The organism is Microbacterium sp. LWS13-1.2, assembly GCF_040144835.1.
Lineage (GTDB): Bacteria > Actinomycetota > Actinomycetes > Actinomycetales > Microbacteriaceae > Microbacterium.
On record NZ_CP151632.1, the window covers coordinates 2,767,515 to 2,787,513 of the forward strand.

22 protein-coding genes are annotated in these 19,999 nt (G+C 71.0%); 15 read left to right on the forward strand and 7 right to left on the reverse strand.

What is annotated here, in order from left to right:
• Positions 1–85 precede the first annotated feature (85 nt).
• The 9 genes from MRBLWS13_RS12985 to MRBLWS13_RS13025 are packed head-to-tail and all read left to right on the forward strand — an operon-like array spanning position 86 to position 8,325.
• Positions 86–1,372, forward strand: coding sequence for an adenylosuccinate synthase (locus MRBLWS13_RS12985; protein ID WP_349425770.1), 1,287 nt, complete (start codon positions 86–88; stop codon positions 1,370–1,372).
• A gap of 16 nt (positions 1,373–1,388) precedes the next feature.
• Positions 1,389–2,582, forward strand: a complete 1,194-nt coding sequence (locus MRBLWS13_RS12990; RefSeq protein ID WP_349425771.1) for a beta-propeller fold lactonase family protein — start codon at positions 1,389–1,391, stop codon at positions 2,580–2,582.
• Positions 2,583–2,636: 54 nt separating this feature from the next.
• A complete protein-coding gene (locus MRBLWS13_RS12995) occupies positions 2,637–3,452 on the forward strand; it encodes a hypothetical protein (RefSeq protein ID WP_349425772.1) in 816 nt (271 codons plus the stop codon).
• Positions 3,452–4,249, forward strand: a complete 798-nt coding sequence (locus MRBLWS13_RS13000) for a hypothetical protein (RefSeq protein WP_349425773.1) — start codon at positions 3,452–3,454, stop codon at positions 4,247–4,249. Before MRBLWS13_RS12995 ends, MRBLWS13_RS13000 begins: the two co-directional genes overlap by 1 nt.
• A gap of 28 nt (positions 4,250–4,277) precedes the next feature.
• Positions 4,278–5,900 (forward strand): AAA family ATPase, encoded by a 1,623-nt coding sequence (locus MRBLWS13_RS13005; protein WP_349425774.1) that lies wholly within the window; start codon positions 4,278–4,280, stop codon positions 5,898–5,900.
• A 31-nt stretch (positions 5,901–5,931) separates the two neighbouring features.
• Complete coding sequence (locus MRBLWS13_RS13010; protein WP_349425775.1) at positions 5,932–6,147, forward strand: DUF2997 domain-containing protein; 216 nt, start codon at positions 5,932–5,934, stop codon at positions 6,145–6,147.
• Positions 6,144–6,917 (forward strand): 4Fe-4S single cluster domain-containing protein, encoded by a 774-nt coding sequence (locus MRBLWS13_RS13015; RefSeq protein ID WP_349425776.1) that lies wholly within the window; start codon positions 6,144–6,146, stop codon positions 6,915–6,917. Before MRBLWS13_RS13010 ends, MRBLWS13_RS13015 begins: the two co-directional genes overlap by 4 nt.
• Entirely contained in the window at positions 6,914–7,438 is a 525-nt protein-coding gene (locus tag MRBLWS13_RS13020) for a hypothetical protein (protein ID WP_349425777.1), read from the forward strand. The genes MRBLWS13_RS13015 and MRBLWS13_RS13020 overlap by 4 nt, the downstream gene beginning before the upstream one ends.
• Entirely contained in the window at positions 7,435–8,325 is an 891-nt protein-coding gene (locus MRBLWS13_RS13025) for a helix-hairpin-helix domain-containing protein (RefSeq protein ID WP_349425778.1), read from the forward strand. Before MRBLWS13_RS13020 ends, MRBLWS13_RS13025 begins: the two co-directional genes overlap by 4 nt.
• A 4-nt stretch (positions 8,326–8,329) precedes the next feature.
• On the opposite strand, the gene MRBLWS13_RS13030 is transcribed toward MRBLWS13_RS13025, so the two are convergent.
• Entirely contained in the window at positions 8,330–9,532 is a 1,203-nt protein-coding gene (locus MRBLWS13_RS13030; protein WP_349425779.1) for an AI-2E family transporter, read from the reverse strand.
• A 133-nt stretch (positions 9,533–9,665) separates the two neighbouring features.
• Between MRBLWS13_RS13030 and MRBLWS13_RS13035 the strand changes: the two genes are divergently transcribed.
• The gene (locus MRBLWS13_RS13035) at positions 9,666–9,959 is read left to right on the forward strand and encodes a chorismate mutase (RefSeq protein ID WP_349425780.1); all 294 of its coding nucleotides are present in this window, start codon (positions 9,666–9,668) and stop codon (positions 9,957–9,959) included.
• An 84-nt stretch (positions 9,960–10,043) separates the two neighbouring features.
• Here MRBLWS13_RS13035 and MRBLWS13_RS13040 read toward each other — a convergent pair whose 3' ends face one another.
• From MRBLWS13_RS13040 to MRBLWS13_RS13050, 3 genes are read right to left on the reverse strand one after another with little or no spacing between them, the layout of a single operon-like run.
• On the reverse strand, positions 10,044–10,739 hold the full coding sequence (locus MRBLWS13_RS13040; RefSeq protein WP_349425781.1) for a hypothetical protein: 696 nt from the start codon (positions 10,737–10,739) through the stop codon (positions 10,044–10,046).
• Positions 10,736–11,653, reverse strand: coding sequence for an ABC transporter ATP-binding protein (locus MRBLWS13_RS13045; RefSeq protein ID WP_349425782.1), 918 nt, complete (start codon positions 11,651–11,653; stop codon positions 10,736–10,738). Before MRBLWS13_RS13045 ends, MRBLWS13_RS13040 begins: the two co-directional genes overlap by 4 nt.
• Complete coding sequence (locus MRBLWS13_RS13050) at positions 11,650–12,042, reverse strand: GntR family transcriptional regulator (protein WP_349429056.1); 393 nt, start codon at positions 12,040–12,042, stop codon at positions 11,650–11,652. Before MRBLWS13_RS13050 ends, MRBLWS13_RS13045 begins: the two co-directional genes overlap by 4 nt.
• A gap of 381 nt (positions 12,043–12,423) precedes the next feature.
• On the opposite strand from MRBLWS13_RS13050, the gene MRBLWS13_RS13055 reads away from it, so the two are divergent.
• Genes MRBLWS13_RS13055 through MRBLWS13_RS13075 form a run of 5 tightly spaced genes read left to right on the forward strand, consistent with a single transcriptional unit; the run spans position 12,424 to position 17,786 of the window.
• On the forward strand, positions 12,424–13,800 hold the full coding sequence (locus MRBLWS13_RS13055) for a glycine betaine/L-proline ABC transporter ATP-binding protein (RefSeq protein ID WP_349425783.1): 1,377 nt from the start codon (positions 12,424–12,426) through the stop codon (positions 13,798–13,800).
• Positions 13,797–14,789, forward strand: coding sequence for an ABC transporter permease subunit (locus MRBLWS13_RS13060; RefSeq protein ID WP_349425784.1), 993 nt, complete (start codon positions 13,797–13,799; stop codon positions 14,787–14,789). The genes MRBLWS13_RS13055 and MRBLWS13_RS13060 overlap by 4 nt, the downstream gene beginning before the upstream one ends.
• Before the next feature lie 20 nt (positions 14,790–14,809).
• On the forward strand, positions 14,810–15,697 hold the full coding sequence (locus tag MRBLWS13_RS13065) for a glycine betaine ABC transporter substrate-binding protein (RefSeq protein WP_349425785.1): 888 nt from the start codon (positions 14,810–14,812) through the stop codon (positions 15,695–15,697).
• Between the two features lie 47 nt (positions 15,698–15,744).
• Positions 15,745–16,719, forward strand: a complete 975-nt coding sequence (locus MRBLWS13_RS13070) for a patatin-like phospholipase family protein (protein ID WP_349425786.1) — start codon at positions 15,745–15,747, stop codon at positions 16,717–16,719.
• A complete protein-coding gene (locus MRBLWS13_RS13075) occupies positions 16,719–17,786 on the forward strand; it encodes a 1-acyl-sn-glycerol-3-phosphate acyltransferase (RefSeq protein WP_349425787.1) in 1,068 nt (355 codons plus the stop codon). The genes MRBLWS13_RS13070 and MRBLWS13_RS13075 overlap by 1 nt, the downstream gene beginning before the upstream one ends.
• 30 nt (positions 17,787–17,816) lie before the next feature.
• Here the strand turns inward: MRBLWS13_RS13075 and MRBLWS13_RS13080 are convergent, their stop codons facing one another.
• The 3 genes from MRBLWS13_RS13080 to MRBLWS13_RS13090 form a co-directional block, all read right to left on the reverse strand.
• On the reverse strand, positions 17,817–18,806 hold the full coding sequence (locus MRBLWS13_RS13080; protein ID WP_349425788.1) for a hypothetical protein: 990 nt from the start codon (positions 18,804–18,806) through the stop codon (positions 17,817–17,819).
• Between the two features lie 39 nt (positions 18,807–18,845).
• Positions 18,846–19,652, reverse strand: coding sequence for a hypothetical protein (locus tag MRBLWS13_RS13085; protein ID WP_349425789.1), 807 nt, complete (start codon positions 19,650–19,652; stop codon positions 18,846–18,848).
• Between the two features lie 155 nt (positions 19,653–19,807).
• Entirely contained in the window at positions 19,808–19,945 is a 138-nt protein-coding gene (locus MRBLWS13_RS13090) for a hypothetical protein (RefSeq protein ID WP_204260058.1), read from the reverse strand.
• Positions 19,946–19,999: the final 54 nt, after the last annotated feature.

Consider the following 19,999-nt stretch of genomic DNA (forward strand, 5'->3'; position numbering starts at 1 on the left):
GGGAGCATCCTCAACCGCCTCGAAAGGCATGTCGGAGACACCCCGATAGGATGGGGTGTAACCGTCCGATAACGGGGGAGTAGCCATGCCAGGCATCGTGATCGTCGGAGTCCAGTGGGGAGACGAGGGCAAGGGCAAGGCCACCGATCTCCTGGGTGAGCGCACCGACTGGGTGGTCAAGTTCAACGGCGGCAACAACGCCGGACACACGGTCGTGATCGGCGACGAGAAGTATGCGCTGCACCTCCTGCCGTCCGGCATCCTCTCTCCCGGCGTGAACGCCGTGATCGGCAACGGCGTCGTGGTCGACCTCGAGGTGCTGTTCGCCGAGCTCGAGGCGCTGCACGCGCGAGGCGTCGACACGTCGCGCCTGCGAGTGAGCGCCAACGCCCACATCATCACGCAGTACCACCGCACCCTCGACAAGGTCACCGAGCGCTTCCTCGGCAAGCGGCAGATCGGCACGACCGGGCGCGGCATCGGCCCCGCCTACGCCGACAAGATCAACCGCGTCGGCATCCGCGTGCAGGACCTCTTCGACGAGAACATCCTGCGCCAGAAGGTCGAGGGCGCTCTCGACCTGAAGAACCACCTGCTGGTGAAGATCTTCAACCGCCGCGCGATCACGGCCGACGAGATCGTCGACGACCTGCTGTCGTACACCGAGCGCCTGCGCCCGATGGTCGCCGACACCGGGCTGCTGCTCAACGAAGCCCTCGACGCAGGCGACGTCGTGGTGTTCGAGGGCGGCCAGGCAACGATGCTCGACGTCGACCACGGCACCTACCCGTTCGTGACCTCGTCGTCGGCGACGGCGGGCGGCGCGGCGACCGGCTCGGGCGTCGGCCCGAATCGCCTCGACCGCATCGTCGGCATCGTGAAGGCCTACACCACCCGCGTCGGCTCGGGCCCGTTCCCGACCGAGCTGTTCGACGAGAACGGCGACTTCCTCCGCTCGCGCGGCTTCGAGTTCGGCACCACAACCGGCCGCCCGCGCCGCGTCGGCTGGTACGACGCGCCCATCACGCGCTACGCGACTCGCATCAACGGCATCACCGACCTCGTGCTGACGAAGCTCGACATCCTCACCGGACTCGACCAGATCCCGGTGTGCGTCGCGTACGACGTCGACGGGCAGCGCTTCGACGAGGTGCCGGTGAACCAGTCCGACTTCCACCACGCCGTGCCGATCCTCGAGTACTTCCCCGGCTGGAAGCAGGACATCTCGGGCGCGCGCACCTTCGAGGACCTCCCCCTCGAGGCGCAGGAGTACGTCCTCGCCCTCGAGGCGATGAGCGGCACGCGCATCTCGGTGATCGGCGTCGGCGCGTCCCGCGAAGCCGTGATCGTGCGCCACGACCTCGTCGACTGAGCGGCCGCCGTCCGACATGAGATTCCTCCTGGGCGGATACACCGCCGACATGGACGGCCGTGCGAGCGGGCTCGGGATGCTGCTCGCCGGCGCCCCCGACGAGAACTCCGCGGGTGGCGCGCTCGCGTTCGCCGGCGATGTCGCCGCCGCCGACTCGCCGTCGTGGCTCGCGCCGCACCCCGGGTCGCTGACGGTGACGCCGGGCGATGTCGTCTACGCGGCGCTCGAGAACCGCCGGCAGGTACAGGCGTTCCGCCGCACGGGTGAGGCGACGTTCGTCCCGCTCGGCGGCGCCGTCCCCGCCGGCGAGGCGGTCTGCCACGTCGCGGTGTCCCCCGACGGCCGCTTCCTGATCGCGAGCTGCTGGGGCGATGGCCGGGTGATCCGGATGGACCTGGATGCCGCCGGCCGGCCCTCCTCGCCGGTCACGGCGCCGGCGGCCGTCGACCCGTACGGCCCAGACGCCGCCTCCGCCCCGGCCTCGGCCGGCGACATCGACCTCGTCGCCGCCACCCGCGCCCTGCGGGAAGCCGCCGGCGACGAGTACGCGCACCTCGTGCCCGATCACGACGTCGTGGAGCAGGCCGAGACCGGCGCGGAGGGGGACGCCGCGTGTCCCTCGCGCGCGCACCAGGCCGTGTTCCTCCCCGGCGGGCTCCTCGCGACCACCGACCTCGGCTACGACGTCGTCCGGTTCTGGCGCGACGGCGGCAGCGGCCTGCGGCCGGTGCAGCAGATGACGCTGCCGAAGGGCAGCGGCCCGCGGCACATGGTCTGGCATCCGAGCGGCCACCTCTACGTCGTGACCGAGCTCTCGTGCGAGCTGTTCGTGCTCGCACCCTCGGTGGACCGCACCTGGCGGCTCGTCGGCGGCGCGCCGCTCGGGGCGGGCACGCTTCCCGGCGACAGCGCCGCCGAGGTGGCTCTCTCGCGCGACGGCGAGTTCGTGTACGCCGGTGTGCGCGGCAGCAACACCCTCGCGACGCTCCGCGTTCGCGGCGCCGGCGACGAGGTGGCTCCGGTCGCCCTCGTCGACGCCGGCGTCGACTGGCCGCGGCACCACCTCGTGGTGCGCGACATCCTGCTCGTCGCCGGTCAGCTGTCGGACGAGGTCGCCTCGCTCACGCTCGACCTGCGCACCGGTGTGCCGGGGCGCGTGCGGCACCGCGCCGACGCGCCCTCGCCGACCTGCCTCCTGCCGATGCGCTGACGGTCGGTCGACCCCCTGCGGTTTGTATAGCCTGGTCGGGGTCGGAAGGCGGGAATGAGTTCGAACACGACGCTGAGCAGTGCGGCTCGCAGCCGTCTGCTCGGGTTCAACGGATTCGTGTGGATCTTCGGGGTCGTGGCGATCCTCCTCATCGGCGTCACGCTGCTCCCCGGAGCCGGAGACGAGGTCTCGGTGCCCGACGACTACGGGTACGAGCCGTGGCTGAACCCCGACCCCGTGCTCGCCGACGACGAGGGCGACGGGGTGTACAGCGGCGTCGACGGCGCGATGGTGGCGCTCGACGGGCTCGACCCGGCACAGCCGCTGCTGATCACCGAGCTCGACGACACGTACGTCGGCAGAATCTCGGTCACCGGCCCCGCCGGCGAGATCCTCGCCGAGAGCGAGTACGGCGGCCCCGCCGAGTTCGAGTCGTACATCGCCACCGAGGGCAAGTGGGTCATCGTGCCGCAGGCCGACGTCGAACTCTGGATCGACGGGTTCCGCGACGAGCGCTGGCGCATGAGGATCACCACACCGCCGGTCGAGGAGCGCTCGGGCACGGTGAGCGGAGTCGGCTCGGCCGTGTTCGCCCTCGGCTCGACCGCCACCACGGCGCGCATCAGCACGCGTGGCGAGGGTCGCGTGAGCATCGAGACCGTCACATCGGCGGGCGTGACCGAGGCCTTCAGCGCGAACGAGCCCACCGACCGCTCCATCGCCTGGGCCGACGGCGACCCGGTGCTGTTCGTGATCGACGCGTGGGACGACGCCGGGTGGACCATCGCCTTCCCCGACGATCCGGCGCCCGCCGCCACCGGCGCGCCCACACCGGCACCGGCCCCGAGTGCGACGGCGGTGAGCCCCTGATGGCGGGCGTGGAGCGCATCCGGCGGTTCTCGCTCGTGACCTGGATCGTCGGCACCGTCGCCGTCGCGGTGATCGCCTTCCTCGTGCTGCCGCAGGTCGCCGTCGACGAGCAGACAGGCGAGGTGTACGTCGGCGCCCCCGGTGAGGAGGCGTACGCGCCGTGGCTCGCCGACGAGCCTGAGGAGTACGAGATCGTCGACGGCGTGCTCCACGGCACGGCGGCGGGCGGCTTTCTGCGGATCGACGCGGACTCCGCCCTCTTCATGGTCGACAACCCCGAAGGCGAGGGCGAAGCCGACTGGGTCCGGGTCTACCAGCAGCAGGGCGTCGAGTTCGATCCCGACTCCGAGGAGTGGCAGTACCCGGGCTACCTCGGCTCGCTCTACCCCGACTCCGACATCCTGGTGCTGCCGGGTGACGAGGACGGACTCCTCTGGTTCGCACCGTCGCTCACGGAATGGACCGCCGAGGTGACGACGCCGGAGGTGCTGCCGATGGGCGTGTCCGCCGGCGGTCAGGGCAACGCGGTGCTGATGTACGAGGGAGCCGCCTTGAGCGGGCGCTTCCAGCACACCGGGAGCGGCCTGTTCATGGTCGCCGTCGTCACCGTCGGCGGATGGGACCTGCTCGTGAACGAGTTCGACGAGGTCGACGTCCGCGCGTCCTGGGAGCCCACGGATCGCGTCGTGTTCCAGGTCGACGCCGACACCGGCGACGGGTCCTGGACGATCACGCTCGACACGCCGGCGGGCGACACCGCGCCCTCGACCACCCCGACATCCACGCCGACCCCATGACGCGGCATCCCATCGACAAGGAGCAGACGTGACGTTCGCCGACACTCTCACCGAGGCGTTCAAGGCGCGCCTTCCGCTGCTGTACATCGAGACCGGCGAGGAGGTGCGGGCGATCGGCGCGATCTCGGATGCCGCCGAGACGCAGCGTCACCCGCGCGCCCTGTGGACCTGGACGGCGGCGCTCGGGCTCGTCGGCCCCGACGGCTCGTCGGTCGCGAACACCGTGAATCCGGCGCGTGCGCTGCAGCACATCGCGGGGGTCGATGCGCCCAGCGTGTTCGTCTTCTGCGACCTGCACGCTTACTTCGGCGGCGAGCACCGGGCGGGCGACCCCGCGCTCGTGCGCACGGTGCGCGAGACGGCGCTCGAGTTCCGTCACGGCGACGTGTCACGGACGCTCGTGATCACGGCCCCTGTCCGCGTCATCCCGCCCGAGCTCGACGAGGTCACGCACCTTCTCGACTTCCCGCTGCCGACCGCGGCCGAGATCCGGGAGCTCCTCGAGACGATGATCGACAACAACGCGTCGGGCGAGGGCCGGATCCGGGTGGATGCCGATGACGCCGCGCGCGAGCAGCTCGTGCACGCGGCGCTGGGCCTGTCGATGGCCGAGGCCGAGAACGCCTTCGCCCGCGCGATGGTGAACGACGGGAGCCTGTCGGCGCTCGACGTGCCGATCGTGCTCGACGAGAAGCGCCAGGTCGTGCGCAAGTCCGGGGTGCTGGAGTTCGTGCAGGCCGACATCGACCTGGACGACGTCGGCGGGCTCAACAACCTCAAGCGCTGGCTGTCGCGACGAGACGGCTCGTGGCTCGGCGACGCCCGCGCGTACGGCCTTCCGGCCCCGAAGGGCGTGCTCATCACCGGCGTGCCCGGCTGCGGCAAGTCGCTCACCGCCAAGGCGACGGCGGCCTCGTGGGGGCTCCCCCTGCTGCGGCTCGACATCGGTCGCATCTTCTCGGGGCTCGTCGGGTCGAGCGAGCAGAACCTGCGCACCGCGATCGCGACCGCCGAAGCCGTCGCCCCGTGCGTGCTGTGGGTCGACGAGATCGAGAAGGGCTTCTCGAACACGACCGGCCAGGGCGACTCGGGCACGACGGCGCGCGTGTTCGGCACCTTCCTCACGTGGATGCAGGAGAAGCGGCATCCGGTCTTCGTCGTCGCGACGGCCAACAACATCGACGCCCTCCCGCCCGAGTTCCTGCGCAAGGGCCGCTTCGACGAGATCTTCTTCGTGGACCTGCCCACCTCCCACGAGCGCGAGGTCATCTGGCGCCTGCAGCTGCGTGCCCGCGCGACCGACGCCAACGGTCTGGAAGCCGTGGCAGCGGACGCCGCCGCCGTCGCGGCGCTCGTCGCCGCGAGTGAGAACCACTCCGGCGCCGAGATCGAGCAGTCCGTGGTCTCGGCGCTGTACGAAGGGTTCAGCGCGCGCGGAGAGGTGACCGCCGCGGGGGTGCGGCAGGTGGTCGATACGATGATCCCTCTCGCCGTGACGCAGGCCGAGGAGGTGCAGCGCATCCGCACATGGGCGACGGAGCGCGCGGTGCGCGCCACCGGCACCGAGGACCTGGACTCCGCCGAGCTGACCGGCGCCGTCACCGAGGGTGCGCTGTCGTCGCGCCGCGGCGGCCGCACGGTCGACTACTGATCGACGACGACGACGGAAGGATGACGAGAGCATGGCGAAGCAGCTCGTGGTGAGGCTCCGCGCCGATGGCACCGTCGATGCGGAGACCATCGGCATGCACGGACCGGAGTGCCTCGACCACATCGAGGCGCTCGAGGCGCTGCTGGATGCCGAGACCGTGTCGTCGCGCTTCACCGAGGAGTACACGAGCACGGCGGTGCACGGCGCAACCCGGCTCGAAGCAGAGCAGACGGACGGCGCCCCATGACCCAGGTCCGCGCGGAATCACCGGGTCGAGGCGGCGAGGCCTCGCTTCTCGGCGCCGTCGCGCCCGTCCGGCGGGCGGCCGAGACGTTGCGGTGGTCGCGGTTCCTGCCCGCCACCGCGGCCGAGGGCCCGGGAGTGCGCGCGGCCGTGTGGCTGCAGGGGTGCGCCGTGCACTGCCCCGCGTGCTTCAACCCCCAGCTGTGGGCCGACCGCGGCGGTGTGGTCACCGATGCGCGCGCGATCGCCGAGGACTGGGTCGTGGGCGCGGCGGCCGCCGGTGCGGAGGGCGTGACGCTGCTCGGCGGCGAGCCGTTCGACCAGGCCGGGGCCGCGGCGTCCGTCGCCCGGGTCTTCCGTGAAGGGGGCCTGGGCGTCATGACGTTCACCGGGTACCCGCTCGACCGCCTCACCGCATGGGCGTCGGCGGGCCGCGACGACGTCGCGGCCCTGCTGGAGGCGACCGACCTGCTCTGCGACGGACCGTACCTGCGCGATCTGCCCGACCGCGAACGCCCGTGGGTGGGCTCGCGCAACCAGGGCATCCGCGCGCTCACCGACCGGTACGCCGACGAGGTTCACCGCATCGCCGCCGAGGGCGGCGCCGACCGGCTCGAGGTGCGGATCGCTCGTGACGGCACGGTCGCGGTGAACGGATGGGCGACGGATGCCGCGCTCGCCGCCCTGCTGGACGACCTGGGTCCGCGGGCCGACAGTCCCGCTCAGATCGCGGCGGGCGCACACGAACGAACGAGAGCGGAGGCCGCGCGATGAGCGTGTCGCTGATCCTGATCCCCGCGGCGCTCGCCGCCGTCACCGCGATCACCGCCGCGGGAGGCATCGGCGCGCTCGCCCAGACCGGCGGAGTCCGCGGCGGCGACCGCGCCGAGACGGATGCCGCCGGCGAGGACGGCCCGCGGCCGGTGTCGGTGCGCACGCGCATGAAGGATCCCGACCTGCTCGCAGATGCCCTCCGCGACATCGGCGCGACCGACGTCGTGCAGGACCGCGACGGCCTCACCGCCGTGATCGACGGCGTCGAACTCGCGATGACGCGGTCGGCCGAGGGGGTGTGGGCGGCGCACTTCCACCGCGCCGATGGTCTGGAGCTCGCCGAGGCGGATGCCGCGCTGCTCGTCGAGAGACTGGACGCCGCCTACGCCCTGCGCGTGCAGCAGACGGTCGCGGCGCGCATCCGCGAGCGCGCGGCATCCGCCGGCTTCGAGCTCGTCTCCGAGACGCGCGACGACGAAGACACTGTCACGATGGTGCTCGATGTGAAGGACTACGCATGAGCAGCACCACCCGCGCGAAGGCCGCCGACGATGCGCCCAGCATCGGCTGGATGCTCGGCATGAGCTCGTGGATGCTGCTGACGGTCGTCCCCGGGCCGATCGCGACGTGGCTCGGCTTCTCGATCATCGGGGTGGCTTCGCGCAGCCGGCGCCTCATCATCCTCGGGGTGGTGTGGGGCGCCGCAGCGATCCTCGTCAGCCTCGAGATCTGGGGTCAGTGGCAGCCGCTCGTCCGCGCGATCGTGTACCTCTCGGGCATGCTCGTCGCGCTCATGGTGAACCCGGGATGGCTGCGCACCATGTGGCAGCGGCGTCTCGACCGCGCGGAGCAGGCGGGCGCCGCGTCGTTCGGCGGGGCGGCGAGCCGCTCGTCGGGGACGACGTCGCGCACGAGCCGAAGCGGGAGCACCGCGAAGAAGCCCTCGACGCGGTCGTCACGACGCTCCCGGGCGGCTGCCGCACGTGCTGCCGCGGCGAAGGCTGCCGCGGCGAAGGCTGCCGCGGCGAAGGCCGCGGAGGCGAAGGCCGCCGCCGAAGCCGACGCCGCGTCGCAGGCGGCATCCGACGACACGGTCGAACTGGCGTCGGCGGTGGGCGCCTCGAGCGACGACATGATCGCCCCGCGTGAGGAGGCCGCCCCGCCGGCCGAGCTGGTCGACGTCAACACGGCGACCGCCGCCGAGCTGGAAGACCTGCCGGGCATGACGCGATCGCGGGCCCGGCGCGCGGTGAAGGAACGCGAAGCGCAGGGCGGCTTCACCTCCGTCGAGGACTTCGGCGAGACCGTCGGCCTCCAGCCGCACGAGATCGTGCGGCTGCGCCGCGCCGCCACGTGCTCTCCTCGCCCGCGCGGCGAACGCCGCTTCGGCCGGCGCGTCGACTACTGACGCGTCAGACCTTCGCGTCCTGCTTCTTGAAGAAGACCTGTTTGATGATCAGCAGGATCGACGCCGTCACCGGGATCGCGACGAGCGCCCCGATGAAGCCGAGCAGAGTGCCACCGATGAGCGCGCCGATCACGACGAGCGAGCCGGGGATCTCGATGGCCTTGTTCATGACCTTCGGGGTGAGCACGTAGGCCTCGATCTGGATGTAGATCAAGTAGCAGATGGCGAAGATCAGCGCCGCGAGCGGGCTCGTGAACAGGGCGATGACGGTCGCGACGATCCAGTACAGCACGGGTCCGATCAGGGGGATGATCGTGATCGAGAAGGCGAGCACGCCCATCAGCAGCGGATACGGCAGCCCCAGCACCACGTGCAGGAGGGTTGCGACCACGGAGTTGAAGAACGCCAGGATGACCATTCCCATGAGGTATCCCCCGACGGAGTCGGTGATCTGGTCGGTCATGGCCCGCACGCCCGGGCGCCGGCGTGCCGGCGCGAACTGCATCAGCGAGTTCTTGATGCCAGGAAGCGAAGCGACGAAGTACAGGGTGAGGACGACGATGATCAGGCCACCGGAGATAGCCGTCGCGATGCCGGCGCCGACCTTCAGCACACCGCCGGAGATCGCCGCGATATTCGCCGGGTTGGTGATCCACTTCTCGGCGTCGGTCACCAGCGAGTTCAGCCCGGTGCCGAAGATCCCCTCGAGCCACTGGAAGAAGTCGGATTTCTGGAAGTTGTCGAGGGTGTCGGGGATGCCGGTGACGAACTGGCCGATCTGGGCGATCAGGGTCGGCACGACGAGCATCATGAGACCGACGCCGAGGATGGCGCCGGTCAGGAAGATGATGGCGATCGCCCATCCACGCTTGACCCCGTGCCTGCCCAGCCACTTGACCACCGGATCCAGGCCCAGGGCGGCGAACATCGCCAGTCCGATGTAGACGAGGATGGTCGAGATGTTGGTGAGGGCGATGCCGAGGAGGAGCGCGACCAATCCGCCGAGTGTCAGCAGCAGCCCTGCGGCGAAAGGGTTGTCGAGCCTCGCCCAGAAGGGCCGACCTTGCTGGTTGTCGGCGACGGTGAACGTGGCTGGATGGTCGCTCACGACGACCGCGGCAGCGTCGGTGCCGGCTGCCGGGGCCGCGGCCAGGGGTTCGGCAGCTTCGGCAGCGGTCGCACCGAGCGAGGACGAGGGGTCGGTCATGCGTCACACTCTAGGGCCGGGCGGTGGCCACGCACACGCAGAGTTCGCCATTTCACCCTGATCGTGCGATGCCCGCCGGGCGGCGTGCCGGGCCGCACTGCTCGGGTATCGTCGAGGGGCGAGGAGGACCGCCATGACCGAAGATCCCACGACGACGCTGGCGCGGCTGCGCAGCAGCATCGACAACATCGACGCCGCCCTGGTGTATCTGCTCGCCGAGCGCTTCAAGGCGACGAAGCAGGTCGGTCATCTGAAGGCCGACCACGGCATGCCCGCGTCCGACCCGGCCCGCGAGGAGCAGCAGGTCGCACGGCTTCGGAGCCTGGCCGAGCAGGCGGACCTCGATCCCGCCTTCGCCGAGAAGTGGTTCAACTTCATCGTCGCCGAGGTCATCCGCCACCACACCGAGGCCGCCGACAGCCGCTGAACCGCTGACGGCGGCGGAGCGACGGATGCCCCGACCAGCGCGCGAGCGCGGGTCGAGGCATCCGTTCTTCGCCGTCCCCGCCGGTCAGGGGACGGTGCGCCGCAGCGTCAGGTACGAGATCCCGCCGAGCAGCACGGTCACGAGCAGGCCCCAGGTGGCGAACCCACCCGGTCCCTGCTCGGCGATCGTCGAGATCACGTCGGTCCACATTTCGAAGCGGGTGATCGCCCAGACCGCGACGACCAGGAGCAGGCCGACGCCCGACCAGATGATCGTCAGCACCATGGCTCCGGACCGCTTGTAGACGGTCGCCGACCAGAACCCGAGCATGAAGATGAGCAGCGCCAGGACGAAGTAGAAGAACGCCGCCACGAGCGGGCCGTCCGCCACGACCCAGTCCAGGGCGAAGAAGTACCCGTTGACGCCCCAGCCGCCGGTTGCGTCCTCGATCATGCCGCCGACGGCGAAGACCGCGGCCAGCAGCACGGCGCACATCGCCGCGGCGAGCATCGTGCCGAGGAAGAACTCCCTGCGGGTCACGCTCATCGCCTGCGAGAACGGGAACGTCAGCGTCAGCGACGAGATCCCCACGAACAGCAGCACCCACAGTGGCGCCTGCGAGCCGCCGCCGTAGAACGGCCCGGGAACCCCCGAGCTGTAGAGGATCGCGTAGATGGCGATCGACATGGCGAACGACGCGCCGAGCACGATCAGCGGGACCCAGACGAATGTCTGCTTGTTGATCAGCTGCATGCGCACGACACTGACGGTGCGGTTCATCGCAGAGCTCCTTCGTCGACGGCGGCGGCTTCCGCGGCCGCTCGCTGGGTGGTGCGCACGATCAGCTGCTGCAGCGAGACCGGCGCGATGTCGAGGCCCGCGGCGGCGAGCTGCGCGTGGTCATCCTCGGTGAGCGGTCCGAGCACGGTGACCGAGGCCACGTGACCGAGCGATTCGCGGTGGATGACCTCGCGCCCGGCGACGAAGGCGTCGACGGCTGCCGTGTCGCCGACGATGTTGGCGGCACGCTCCCGCACGGCATCCGTCTCCTCGTCCATCAGGATGCGGCCGCGGTCGATCACGAGCACGCGCTCGATGAGGTTGGACACCTCGTCGATCAGGTGGCTCGAGAGGATCACCGTGCGGGGGTGCTCGGTGTAGTCCTCCAGCAGCCGGTCGTAGAAGATCTGGCGGGCGACGGCGTCGAGGCCCAGATACGGCTCGTCGAAGAACGTGATCTCCGCGCGGGCGGCGAGGCCGATGATCACACCGACAGCGGAGATCTGCCCGCGGGACATCTTCTTGATCCGCGTCTTGGACGGCACCTGGAAGTCCTCGATCAATCGCTGCGCGAGCTCTTCGTCCCAGTTCGGGAAGAACAGGCGCGCGGTGGCGAAGGCGTGCTTCGCAAGCGCGTCGTCGGGGTACTTCTGGCTCTCGCGCACGAAGCACATGCGGCTGAGGATGCGCGCGTTCTCGTACGGCTGCTCGCCGAAGATGCGCACCTCGCCGCTGGTGGCGAAGTTCTGCGCCGTCAGGATCGACATGACGGTCGTCTTGCCGGCTCCGTTGCGGCCGAGCAGGCCGTAGATCGTGTTCCTCTCGATGGTGAAGCTCACGTCGTCCACCGCGACGGTGTCGCGGTAGCGCTTGGTGAGATTCTTCACCTCGATGACGTGCGTCCCGGTCGTCATCGTGGGTTCCCTTCTATCGTGGTCGTGCCGCGTCCCGAGGCGCGGTCGCGGATGAGCAGTGCGAGGTCGTCTGGACCGAGCCCGAGCTTGCGGGCCTCGGCCAGCAGCGGATCGACGAAGCGGTCGGCGAATGCGCTCCGGCGCTCGGCGAGCAGCAGGTCGCGCGCGCCCGGCGCGACGAACATGCCGATGCCGCGGCGCTTGTACAGCACGCCCTTGTCGGTCAGCATGGCGATTCCCTTCGCGGCGGTGGCGGGGTTGATTCGATAGAACGCGGCGAGCTCGTTCGTCGACGGGGCCTGCGCCTCCTCGGCGAGTGACTCGTCGATGATCGAGTCCTCCACGCTTTCGGCGATCTGGACGAACAGCGCCCGGCCTTCTTCGATCACGTCGCTCCCGGTGAGTTGGTTACTTACTTGAGTAACTAACCATTGAAGCGGCCGGTATGTCAAGTGCCCCGAGGCGCCACCCGTCCGTCAGCTTCACGGCCCGGCCACCGCGCGAGCCGTGTTATCACGCGTGCGCGACCTACCTAAAGCGCCGATGGCTGTCCAATTTGCCCGCTCGCGGCCGTCGTGAAACGGTGGATCAGGCCCCTCATGGGGCTGTTCCCGACCAGTCCGCGGTCACGGGTGACGCCCTCACGGGGCGCCAGACCGGTGAGCGTATGGTCGGCGGCCGAAGCGCGGATCCGACATCCGCTGCGTGTACGGCCGCCACCCGGGCGCAACCGCTGCAGCTTCTGCACGGAAGCTGCCGAGGTGCACACAGTGACGCTTCCTCCTGCCATCGAGGCGAAGGGCCTCTTCAAGGTCTTCGGACGAAACCCCAAGGACGCCGTCCGGCGCCTCCGCACCGGCGCGACGCGCGCCGACGTCGCGGACGCCGGCTCGGCCGCCGTGATCGACGCGAGCTTCACCGTCCAGCCGGGAGAGATCTTCGTCATCATGGGGCTCTCCGGCTCCGGCAAGTCCACCGTGCTGCGCATGCTCAACGGACTGCTCCCGCCCACGGCGGGCGAGGTGCTCGTGCAGGGGCAGAGCGTCACGAAGGGCTCGGCGAAGGCCCTGCGCGGCATCCGCCAGCGTTCCGTCTCGATGGTGTTCCAGCACTTCGCGCTGCTGCCCCACCTGACCGTGCTCGACAACGCCGCTTACGCGCTCGAGATCCAGGGCGTCAGGCGCGACGAGCGGCGCGAGCGGGCGCGCGAGATCCTCGGCAAGGTCGGGCTCGGCGATCGCGCCGACGCGATGCCCGACGAACTCTCGGGGGGCATGCGTCAGCGCGTGGGCCTGGCCCGGGCGCTCACCTCGGGCACCGACATCCTGCTCATGGACGAGGCGTTCTCGGCCCTCGACCCGCTCATCCGGCGCGAGATGCAGGAGCAGCTCATCGAGCTGCAGCGCGAGCTCGGCCGCACCATCGTGTTCATCACGCACGATCTCAACGAGGCGATGTTCCTCGGCGACCGCATCGCCGTGATGCGCGACGGCCGCATCGTCCAGAACGGGACGCCCGAGGCGATCCTCACCGACCCGGCGAACGACTACGTCGCGCAGTTCGTGCAGGATGTCGACCGGGCCCGCGTGCTCACCGCCGGCTCGGTCATGGCGCCGCCCGCCGCGACCACGCCGGTGAGCGCCGGCGTCCGCGGAGCGCTGCGGGTGATGCGCGACCTGCAGGTCGGATCCGTGTCTGTCATCGAGAACCGCCGGTTCCTCGGCACGGTGACCGATCGCGCGGTGATCCGGGCCGTCAAGGACGGTCGTACGGACCTTCGCGCGATCGTGCACACCGCCCACGCGGCGGTGCACGTCGACGACCCGCTGACGGATGTCGTCGAGCGGGCAGTGGAGCGTCCGGTGCCGGTCGCCGTCGTCGACGACGCCGGCCGCCTCGTGGGCGCCATCCCCCGCGTGACCCTGCTCGCCGCCCTCGGCAACGTGCCGCCGGTCACCCGCGAGAACCCGGTCATCGACCTGCCGGCCACGGTGCCGGCGAGCGAGATCACGCAGACGCTCGCGGCGGTCGAGCAGCCCGCGACAGCGGCGCGGGCGTCCCGAACGGCCGCACCGACGATGGTCGCCGAACCCGGAGGCCGCCCTGTGACCGATGCCCGCGCCACGACCGAGGGAGCCGCACGATGAACGATGTCTTCCGCCTCCCGCTGGGTGATGCCGTCGAGGCCGGCGTCCGCTGGCTGATCGACGTGCTCGGCGGCTTCTTCGACGTCGTCGCCGTCGTCTTCAACGGCCTCTACGGCTGGCTCGACGCGTCGCTGTCGACCCCGCCGTTCTGGGTCGTGATCCTCGTGATCGCCGCATTCGCATACTGGTCGAAGGGCATGCTGCTCGCCATCGGCAGCGCTGTCGGACTGCTCGTCATCGTCGCGGTCGGGCAGTGGTCGAACGCGATGGACTCGCTCGCCCTGGTGATCCTCGCCGCCGCCGTAGCGATCGCCGTCGCGGTTCCCCTCGGCATCTGGGCGGCGCGCAACGACCGCGTATCGGCGGCGCTGCGCCCCGTCCTCGACTTCCTGCAGACGATGCCCGCGTTCGTCTACCTGATCCCGGCGATGCTGATCTTCGGCGTCGGGCCCGTTCCCGGCATGGTCGCGACCATCGTGTTCGCCCTCGCTCCCGGCGTGCGCCTGACCGAGCTCGGCATCCGCGGCGTCGACCCCGAGATCGTCGAGGCGGGTCACGCGTTCGGCGCCTCGCCCGGGCGCATCCTGCGCCAGATCCAGCTCCCGCTGGCCCTGCCGAGCATCATGGCGGGCGTCAACCAGGTGATCATGCTGAGCCTGTCGATGGTCGTCATCGCCGGCATGGTGGGCGCGGGCGGGCTGGGCGGCCAGGTGGTGCAGAGCCTCAGCCGCATCGACATCGGGCTCGGCGTCGAAGCCGGCCTGTCCGTCGTGATCCTCGCGATGATCCTCGACCGCGTCACGTCCGGCTTCTCCACGCCGCGCCCGCGGACGGCTCGTCGCGCCGGTGGCGTCGTGAGTGGAACACCGGACGCGGAGACGGATGCCGCACGCCGGGGGTCCGTCGATGCCGAGGGTCCCGCGACAGCAGGCCCGGCATCCGTCCCCGACGACGCGCCATCCGCGCGGCCCGAGCCCGCCCACGTCTGACCCGACCCGAGAGGACTGACATGATCACGCGACGCATCATCGCCGCAGGCATCGCCCTGGCGGGGACCGCCGGGCTGCTCGTGACCGGCGCCCTCGCGCAGACCGGCGCGGGGAGTGCCGGGAAGGGCCACCTCACCATCGCCGTCTTCAACGGCTGGGACGAGGGCATCGCCGCGTCCGAGCTGTGGAAGGCCGTGCTCGAGGAAGAGGGGTACACCGTCGACCTCGCCTACGCCGACCCCGCGGCGGCCTACACGGGAATCGCGCAGGGCGACTACGACCTGACGCTCGACACCTGGCTGCCGCTCACGCACGCCGACTACATGGACACCTACGGCGACGACCTCGTCGACCTGGGTGCCTGGAACGACGAGGCGAAGCTCACCATCGCGGTGAACGAGGACGCCCCGATCGACTCGCTGACCGAGCTCGCCGCCAACGCCGACATGTTCGGCAACCGGCTGGTCGGCATCGAGGCCGGATCCGGCCTCGTCACCGTGACCCAGGACGACGTCATCCCCGGGTACGGCCTGGAGGGCATGGACTTCGTGACGGCGTCCACCCCGGCGATGCTCACCGAGCTGCAGGCCGCGACGGATGCCGGACGCGATGTCGCCGTCACCCTCTGGCGCCCGCACTGGGCGTACAACGCGTTCCCGATCAAGGACCTCGAAGACCCCGACGGCCTGCTCGGCGACGCCGAGGGCATCCACACGGTCACCTCGACCGCGTTCGCCGAGGAGCAGCCCGAGGTCTCGCGCTGGCTCGAGGACTTCCGGATGGACAACGAGCTGCTGTACTCCCTCGAGGACGCCATGTTCGGCGCGTACGACGGCGACGACTACGGCCCCGTCGTGGCGGAGTGGATCGCCGACAACCGGGACTGGGTCGACGGCCTCACCCGCTGACCCCGGGAATCCCTGCCGCGGCCCCGCACCCGAAATAGGGTGTGGGCATGACGGTGGCGTTCGTTCTCGGCGGTGGGGGCGTCCGCGGCGCCGTCGAGATCGGCATGCTGCGGGCGCTCCTCGAGTCCGGCATCCGTCCCGACCTCGTCGTCGGCACCTCGATCGGCGCCATCAACGGCGCGCTCGTCGCGAGCGACCCGACGCCCGCCGTGATCGAGCGCCTGCTCGACGCGTGGACCTCCCCCGAGGCGAACGCCGTCTACGGCGACTCGCTCTTCGCGCAGTTCACCCGGCTCGTGAAGACGAAGACGCACCTGAACTCACCGGCGCCGCTGCGACACCTGCTCGAGCGGTCGCTGGGCGCCGACACCCGCTTCGAGGACCTCCCGGTGCCCCTGCGCGTGGTCGCCGCGAGCATCGAGCGCGCCGCCGAGCACGTGTTCGAGTCGGGCCCGCTGATCGAGGCGATCCTCGCGTCGGCGTCGGTGCCGGGCCTCCTGCCCCCGACGCGCATCGGCGACGAGCACTTCATCGACGGCGGCATCGTGAACTCGATCCCGATCGCTCAGGCGGTGGATGCCGGAGCCCGCACCGTCTTCGTGCTGCAGGTCGGCCGCATCGAGACGCCGCTCGTCGCGCCGCAGTCGGCGGTGGACACCGCGCGCGTGGCCTTCGAGATCGCCCGCCGCCACCGGTTCGCGCGCGACATCGCGACGCTGCCCGAGGGCGTCGCCCTCCACGTGCTGCCCAGCGGCGGCGGGATCGACGGCGGCGACGCACTGATGTCGTACCGCCGCATGGACACCGTCCACCGCCGCATCGACGCCGCATACGACGCGAGCCTGACGTTCCTCGCCGAGCGCGGCCTCGGCGACCGGTCGCCGGCCAGCGGGGAAGCTGCCCGCGGCGAGGGTGCGCGGGGCGAGGACGCCGCCCGCGGTGAGGGCGCCGTCCGCGGCGAGGGTGCGCACGGCGAAGCTTCGCTGGACGAGGACGCCGCCCGCGGCGAGGGTGCGGACTGATGGGCGTGCCGCCGACCTGGGTGCGCCGCATCCTTCTGGCGCCCCTGGTGATCGTCGTGGCCGTCGTGATGCTGGTGCTCACGCCGATCTGGCTGATCCTCGCGCTGGCTCTCACGTCGCTGGTGCCCGGGCGGTTCCGGCTCCCGCGCGTGCTCTGGCTCGTGACCGTCTACTTGCTCTGGGACGCGATGCTCGTCGTCGCGATGTTCGGGCTGTGGATCGCATCGGGCTTCGGATATGCGCTCCGGCGCCCGGGCTTCGTGGCCGCCCACTACCGCCTCGGTGGCTGGGGACTGCGGGTGCTGTTCTGGATCCTCGGGGGCGTGCTGCGGCTCACGATCACCACGACGGGCTCCGATGAAGGGGAGGCGGCGCCGGGCCGGGCCGCCTTCGACCGGCTCTTCACTCCCGGCACGCCGCTGGTCGTCGCCAGTCGCCACGGGGGACCGGGCGACTCGTTCATCCTGATCCACACGCTGCTGAACGAGGTCGCCCGCCAGCCGCGCATCGTCCTGAAGTACACGCTGCAGTGGGATCCGGCGATCGACATCCTGCTGCACCGCGTGCCGTCGCGGTTCATTGTGCCGTCCGGCTTCGGGCACGGGCACGCAGGGGGAGGTCTGCGGGTCGAGGAGGCGCTCGCGGAGCTCGCCACCGGCCTCGGACCCGACGACGCGTTCGTCATCTTCCCGGAGGGCGGCAACGTCAGCCCCGCTCGTCGCCGCTCGCGGATCCAGCGTCTGCGCGACGCCGGGCGGGAGGCGATGGCCGAGCGGGCCGAGGCACTGCGGCACGTCATGGCGCCGCAGCCGGGCGGCATGCACGCTGCGCTGGATGCCGCCCCCGACGCCGACGTCGTCTTCATCGCCCACACCGGCCTCGACCGCCTCGTGACCTTCCGCGACATCTGGCGCGAGCTGCCCATGGACAAGGGCATCATCATGCGCGCCTGGCGCGTGCCCCGTGCGGACGTACCCGACGACCTCGATGCCCGCGCCGCGTGGCTGTTCGACTGGTTCGCTCGCATCGACGCCTGGATCGACGCGCACCCCGAGGTCAGCGCCTGACCGCGCGCAGGTCGCAGCGCGTTCGAACGGTCAGCGGTGGGGTTTGGGGTGCGTCACCCGACCGGGTGCGTCGCCGCTGCCGCGTGACGGCACGGGCCACGTGGCGGCTGCCGGCGGGGTCGTGCTCGGGCGCTTCGGCGCGGGGAGCGGCTCGGCGATGGGCTCCGGCGCAGGGGCGGGGGCGGATGCCGGCGGCGCTGCGGGGGCGGACGCCGGAGCCGCCGTCGGTGTGCCCGCAGAGGGGGTGTCCGTCGTGGACGTGGACGTGGACGTGGTCGGTCCGAGTTCGAGCATCACCTTGTTCTCGAGTACCTCGATCGCCTCGTCCGAGATCGAGAGGAGTCCGTCGAGCTCCTCGCGCACGCGCCGGTACGCGAGCTGGCGCTCCGCCGGCGTAGCTGCTTCGTCGATCGCGACGGTGAGGAGCTTCTTCGCGGTGTCGAGCCGCTTGCGCTCGACCTCGGTGAAGCTCGAGTCGCGCAGGCGCCGGGCATCGCGCTCGGCGACGTCGAAGGCCACCTCGAAGTCGGCCACCGCGTTGCGGTACTCGGCCAGCTGCTCCTTCGACAGGCGCGCCTTCGGCGATGGCGGGCGCAGGCCGTCGGCGATGCGCTTGGCACGGAGGAACGCTGCGGTGAGGGGCTGACGGCCATCGCTCATCGCCGGGAAGGCGATGATCTTCGCCACATCGAGCTCGTACTCGAGCCAGCGCGCGGTGACGCCGTCATGGGTCGCGAACAGCCGCTCGAGCTGCGTGACCTGGGTCTCGCGCGGAGCCGCCGTGGGCTCGGGCACCGCCGTCTGGCCGCTGATCGGTGGGAGGGATGCCGCGGCCACGGCCTTGCCGCGCGCCGCCGCCTGTGCGGCCTTTAGTTCGGCCTTCGCGTGCATGACTTCGATGCGGCGCTGGTGGCGCCGGCGGGCACCACGCTCCCAGGCGTTGCCGACCATGCCGACAACGCCGATCAGGGGAAAGACCAGCCACCAGAAGTCGCCGAGAAAATCGAGGATCGGCTGCACTCTGTCATGCTAACCGCCTGGTGCGCCGCTGTGTCGGGCTCAGGGCACCCTGTCAGCGCGCGGATCGCCGGCGCGCGGAGGCGGCATGCGTGCGATCAGCGTCGGCAGCCGGTCGGCGATCTCGGCGATGACCGCGGCCGCGGCGGTGAGCCCGGCGGCGGCCGACGCTGCGGGCGACGAGGGGCGCGCCGCTCCGGCGACTCCGGCCTGGCGCTCGGCCTCGTCGAACGTGGACTCGAGATGGCGCACCGCCACGCGGTATTCGAGGTACTGCTGGGGCGTCGCGCGCTCGCGCAGCGTCGGGCGCTTGGCGAGAGCCTCGCGCTGCGCGCGCAGGAACGCGAGGGTCGCGGGATGCCGCACGTCGGTCATCTGCGGATACGCCAGCGCCTTGTCCACATCGGTCTCGTAGGCGAGCCAGCGGGTGTTGATCGCGTCGTGCGCGGCGTACAGCACGTCGATGGGGAGGGGATCGCGCGACGTCGCCGCGCGGTACTGGGAGTACCCCGCCTTCACGCGGGACCGGCTGGCCCGAAGGGCGAGCGAGGCCGTCTTCTCGGCCTGCTTGGCGGCCAGCAGCTCGCGGCGCGCATCGCCCGCCTGGAACGCGGGGGCGCCGGCGCGGGACTTCGCGGTCAGCATGTCAGCGCTCGCGGTGCGCACGCGCGCTTTCGCGGCGACGAGCTCGCGGTAGGCGAGGGATTCCTCCTGGCGCGCGGCATCGAGCTCGAGCCTTCGGGCTCGGCGGCTGCGCGTCGTCAGGCCGGCATAGGTCGCCGCTCCGGCGCCGGCGGCGGCCGGAGCGATCCACCACCAGCTCGCCATGATCAGGAGGATCGGCTCCACGGTGCCATGGTAATCGCGATATAGCGCGGTTGTCGCCGGGAATCTCCTGACACCTTCACCGGCGTCGCCGAATCGCGCGAACCTCGCGGGGTCGCGGGCGGAGGCTGCGGCATCCGCGATGTCCTGCGAACTCCGGCAGGGCGACCCGCTACGGATCAGCCGAAGAGGAGCGCGAAGACCGTGGCGCCGCCGCCGACGAGGATGAGGGCGACGATCGTCACCCACGCGATGATCTTGACGCGCCGCTGCCGGGTGTCGTTGAAACCGCTGTACTCGTCGTCTTCCGGCGCCATGCGCTCAGTCTAGTGGGCGGGTTTGGGGCGTACCGCGTCCGCTCGGGGCGCACC